The sequence below is a fragment of the Bacillus sp. SIMBA_008 genome, assembly GCF_046535495.1.
Classification (GTDB): Bacteria; Bacillota; Bacilli; order Bacillales; family Bacillaceae; genus Bacillus; species Bacillus subtilis.
The window spans coordinates 1-256 of record NZ_JAWRWL010000795.1; the positions used below are offsets into that span (position 1 = coordinate 1).

General features: G+C 34.8%; 1 pseudogene. It reads left to right on the top strand.

Annotated elements, in window-relative coordinates:
• Window positions 1–104 precede the first annotated feature (104 nt).
• Window positions 105–256 (top strand): annotated as a pseudogene (locus tag SB658_RS25495) (alpha-ketoglutarate transporter); the annotation flags it as partial.

A 256-nucleotide genomic window follows, 5' to 3' on the forward strand; every position in this document is an offset into this window, starting at 1 on the left:
ATTGTCATAATATTGAGATTTCATTCTTTAGACAGTACAATTCAACTACAATGAACACGCTTTCATAATTATCATTTTATTTATAAGCACGAGGAGGAATGATTATGGCTCAAGTAAAATCTAACCGAGTCGCCGGCAATATTTTCAAAGGTTCTGTCGGCAATTTAATTGAATGGTATGACTGGTACGTTTACTCTGCTTTCGCTGTTTATTTTTCAGCAGAGTTCTTTCCTAAAGGAGATCCAACGAGTCAATT